Raw genomic sequence first — 4,611 nt, forward strand, 5'->3', positions numbered from 1 at the left:
ATCTTTTCCAAAATATAAATGCACGTAACAAAAAAAAGCAAGACTAATGGGTATGCAAAAAGATATTTCATTACTATCTCAGGTATCAGGTTAAAATTTTATGCTGGTTCATCTATAAAAATTCCAGCTTCTTTTTGTTCATCTCGGCGTTTCATTAAGCAATCATTACATATAAAAACAGACTTTCCGCAAACAACAATTAAATTTAATTCTTTCGCAACTGAATCACATAATTGGCAAAAAAATAGGCCATTCTCAGTTCTTAACATAAATATATCCAGGGATTAAAACCAACTCAAAATTCGATCAAAATTTCTATAAATTGCAATAATTGCACCGATTGCACAACCCCATAAAAACGCATCTTGACGAAGTAAAAATTTAATAAATCGAGGAGTTACAAAAGAATCCTTCTTCACATCTATTTCATTTGTATAGCGTTCTATTTTTGCATTTTTTGGTGTTTTTTCAGGGATAACATCTTTCATAAGCAGATCCTATATTTTTAAGAGCTAAGACATATTTATTAACGTAAATCAGATTAAATAACAATAACATATCAAAGATATGATATTGATATTTAACTAATTTACTAAAATATGACTTATCTTTAAAAATTCAAATTACGCAAAAGCATAGGCACATCAAATATATTTGTGACGAAAATTAAAATTATTAAAAAGATTACAAATCCTGCGGAGCCTGATCATATATTTTAGTTAACAGACTTCGCTAGTTAACAAAAATAAATGATCTCAAGTCAAAATTTAATATTGAAAAGTCGTAGATTCCACACCTTATTCCGAATAGCCCATAAAAATACCTCAAAAATCAAAAACGTTCAGCAGAATCTAAATATTTAGTCTGGACATGATTCAAATCTAAATGTTCAACTTTAAGCTGCGCATTTTGTGCATTTAGTTGTTTTTCAGCTTCAATTTTAGCCAAATTATCAATTAGAGCTTGCTTATAAGCAGCAGATCCGTCAGAAGTATTTTCAACTGGCGGCTGCTGAACAGGTACATCCTTAGCAAAATAATTAAATGGCCTGTCGTTATTTTCAATTAAATCACGGCAATCACGTTGAGATACATTTAGAAGTGTGCCTTGCTGTGTATATGCATAATAGTGTCCGTTTCGCTTCATACAGCCCGAAAAAACTGGTTTGGCCGTAACTTCGTATTTAACTGAACTTTGAATAGACTCAAGCTCATACGGTTTGCTCGGATCATAATCAAAATCTGAGGGTTTAGATTCGCCAACTGAAGCATTATTTTTAGTCAAATTGTTAAAGTATTCTACACATTCAGGCTTTTCTACATTAATGCCTTTCCTGCATTCAATATCAGGATTTGAAATGCCGACTTGATCCAATTTAGATTGGTTTTTTTCTACTTGTACAGCAGCAGCTTGCTTTTCATGCTGATCTAATTTATTTACGTCATTACTCGACTTATTGATCAAATACATAGCCAAAAATGCAATACATAGACAAATAACAATCATACCGAGAATAAACCCTGCAAGCTTGACATTGAAGTGATGTGCACGACCTGAAGCTTCACCATCCTCAGTAGATTTATACATTGACTGATAAGGTTCTTTAATCTCAAAAGTTTCCTCATCAAAAGCCTTTTGTTTACTGCTTTTCGTTACACTGGTCTGTGCTTCATGAAATTTATATGCTTTAGCCGTTTTTGATCCATTAATCTCAAGCACCCAATGTTCATTGACGAGTACGCGAATATCAGGGTTCAGCAACTTGGTATTTGGCGTAATCAGCCACAAATCACAATGCTTATGACGAATCATTGTAACGTCCACAATTTCCTGATCACGTCTGCTAGAAAAATGCCTAGAAAACTTCTCATTAAATTGGACCTCATCAATAATAATAAGGCTGTATTCTTCACATTCACGCCAATCATCCGGCAACTGAGTTACATAATCCGTTAATTCAGCATGAGCACGAATATTCGAATAGATCTTTTTATAACGGCCTTTTTTATGCTCATCATCTGCATTTTTTACATTGATATAAGACTTTCCAGCGCCAATTGAACCAGAAGTTAAACGAAAAATACCACCAACTGATTTACTCATTTTGACACCTGTTTAATTATAAGTTTGCCATTATTTAAAGTAAGAAGAAAAACGGCTACAGAGACGAAAGCACTGATTACAAAGTCGATGCCATATATCCCCATGAGCTGTAAAACATCACGAGGCAGTGAATCAAGTTCACCTATAAGAGAATCAAAAGCAGATCGAATAGCAGTTACAACCGCTAAATATGAAAAGACACCAAGACCAGCACCAGTCAGGACTTTTTTGACTCCATTTCTAAGCAGCCATTCACCAACAATTGCGAAAATTTTACCCATTGCCACTCCTTATCCCAAACATAAGAAAAATCAGAGCACCAAGATGACCAAGAGCGACAATCGTACTTTTAGCTGAATGTCCAAAAGTGCAGAAAAAATCCAAATTGTATTTAACGCGGATCGTACCAACGCCCATATTTAAATCTTTAATTTCCTCTTGAAAAGGACATGATGAACCGAATTGAACATGATCTTCATATTTATAATCTGTTATATCTTGTTCTTCTACTTGCAGATTTTCATCAGTAAGCTCAGGTTCTTCCTTAGTCCAATCAAGCCAATCACAGAGTTTTGCGAAATAATCACAAGCAGCAGGCAATTCAAAAGTATTATTCGTTATATTTGTTGTATTACTAACATTTGTGCCTGTAGTCGTTGTAGATCCATCAGGATTAATAACAGTATTTTCGTTAACATTAGTATTCGTTTCTGTATTTGTAGTCGTTTCAGAATTGACTGTAGTGCCATCAATAATTGTAGGCGTCTTTTTTGTTAAACCATCACCAACTGGGTCATCAGAACTCAACACTTTCTCTGTCGTTTTTTTATTATCTGAATAAATAGTTTGTTCACTGGATGGATCATCCGACCACATGATTGAAGCTTTACCTTTTGGCTTTTCTGCTTGTTCAATCAATAAATCTTTTGAAGCTGGTGATTGAGGGTTTTCAAAATAATCTCTGATTTTTTCAATCATTTCTGCTTCTGGAACTGGATCAGATTCAGGTTTATGAGCAGGATCATAATTAGGATTAGATTTTTTAATAACACGAACACCTGTTTCTCTAGTAGGTGCACCTGAATGTGAAATTGTTGCAACACAATAAACATCATCACCAGACGGACAAGTATGTGACTGATAAATCCAACCCGGCCAGTTATAAGAAAGCACGTACTTAATAAGAGCAGTTTTTGTTCTACAGCCACCACCATCAGTCGAAAAACAATATTGATCAGATGGAGAAACAACATCAGAATCGGATTCAGCATCAGGATTTTTAGTTACTTTCCCGCCTTCATCGATAACCCAACCTACTGAATCAAGCATAGCCTGCATAGCAGCTTCAATAAGAACAGCTCCAGCAGTAAAACGAACGCCACCTTTGCCTAATTCTTTAGCCCATTTTTTAGCAGCAGCATATTTATCAACCTCTTTTAAAGCGTCAATCGTTGCACCAACACGGCTGCCTTTTATTTCTGCACTTGTTTCTAATTGGCGTAAAACCTTGCCACCGTTTGCAGTAGATCGATAAGAAGAATCAACATGGTTTGGCATTTCTCTATATGTAGTCGTAGCAAGTTTTTCTTTCATTGCAGTACGTGCTACACGGCCTTTTTCAGAGTTCCATTTTTCTAAATCATTAGCTGCTTCAGATTTTGTTGAAATAATCAAAGCAAGACCTAAAATAATGTATAAATATAATAGATATCTAGACATTTAATCCCCCGAAAAGATAATCCAAAGTCCGCCCAACACAATAAGAAAGATAGCTACCATCATCGTTTTTTCTTCTTTATTCAGATGTAAAAAAAGGCGTCTGCGGTACGCGGTGTGCGCTCCTCGACGCCTTTTTTATTTATGCCATTAACGAAGCATAGACAACGCTTTGCGAATGCCCCATGCGGCGTATGTTGGTAGCGCCTTTAGAGAACCCGCAGCCATCAAACCAGCAACAACAGTAACAGTAGCAACAGCACCAGTCGTTAAATCAATTGAAATACCTGAGCTGGCTTCTTCAGCATGAGCTAAAGCCATAGTGCCAGTTGTTACACCGACAGCAACCAAAGTTTTCCCCAAATTCTCTACTGTTTTCTTAAAGCCAGTAGACTGCTTATTTTCATGTTCAGGCATAGCCTTACTCCTTTGAATTATCTGCACCTAGGACATGCAGCATTGTGCGAATTGATGACGCTACATACCAAACAAGAGCAGCAAAGCTCAATAAAGCCGACAATTGTGCAAAAGACATTTTGTTAATTTCATCGAGCCAAGACTGCTCACGTATTACAACTAAGCAGTAGTTAACGCCCTCTATCACAGTGATAACTGAACAATCACCTACTACCATGTTGCCCCCCTTTAACCTTCACATTTAGTCATGTGAAAAGTTAAATACTGACGATGAAAATATGAATAGCATTTAGAGCATTCGACTTGATTATCACCGTTAAATGCTGTTATTGTTTTAATCATATTTTTACCTAACCTATTGATTTATTTACATAT

At 35.7% G+C, this 4,611-nt stretch carries 7 protein-coding genes; all 7 read right to left on the bottom strand.

Going from position 1 to position 4,611, the window contains the following annotated elements; translation table 11 throughout:
* Positions 1-98 precede the first annotated feature (98 nt).
* Complete coding sequence (locus tag D7V32_RS17415; RefSeq protein ID WP_171407696.1) at positions 99-269, bottom strand: hypothetical protein; 171 nt, start codon at positions 267-269, stop codon at positions 99-101.
* A 15-nt stretch (positions 270-284) separates the two neighbouring features.
* The gene (locus tag D7V32_RS16705; RefSeq protein ID WP_120403897.1) at positions 285-488 is read right to left on the bottom strand and encodes a hypothetical protein; all 204 of its coding nucleotides are present in this window, start codon (positions 486-488) and stop codon (positions 285-287) included.
* A gap of 343 nt (positions 489-831) precedes the next feature.
* Positions 832-2,103 (bottom strand): zonular occludens toxin domain-containing protein, encoded by a 1,272-nt coding sequence (locus D7V32_RS16710; protein ID WP_120403898.1) that lies wholly within the window; start codon positions 2,101-2,103, stop codon positions 832-834.
* Positions 2,100-2,384: a DUF2523 family protein gene (locus D7V32_RS16715; protein ID WP_120403899.1), complete on the bottom strand. Its 285-nt coding sequence runs from the start codon at positions 2,382-2,384 to the stop codon at positions 2,100-2,102. The genes D7V32_RS16710 and D7V32_RS16715 overlap by 4 nt, the downstream gene beginning before the upstream one ends.
* Complete coding sequence (locus tag D7V32_RS16720; protein WP_120403900.1) at positions 2,377-3,822, bottom strand: hypothetical protein; 1,446 nt, start codon at positions 3,820-3,822, stop codon at positions 2,377-2,379. The genes D7V32_RS16715 and D7V32_RS16720 overlap by 8 nt, the downstream gene beginning before the upstream one ends.
* Before the next feature lie 147 nt (positions 3,823-3,969).
* Complete coding sequence (locus D7V32_RS16725) at positions 3,970-4,236, bottom strand: hypothetical protein (protein ID WP_120403901.1); 267 nt, start codon at positions 4,234-4,236, stop codon at positions 3,970-3,972.
* A gap of 4 nt (positions 4,237-4,240) precedes the next feature.
* Positions 4,241-4,453 (bottom strand): hypothetical protein, encoded by a 213-nt coding sequence (locus D7V32_RS16730; RefSeq protein ID WP_120403902.1) that lies wholly within the window; start codon positions 4,451-4,453, stop codon positions 4,241-4,243.
* Positions 4,454-4,611 lie beyond the last annotated feature (158 nt).

The organism is Acinetobacter tianfuensis (assembly GCF_003611465.1).
Classification (GTDB): domain Bacteria; phylum Pseudomonadota; class Gammaproteobacteria; order Pseudomonadales; family Moraxellaceae; genus Acinetobacter; species Acinetobacter tianfuensis.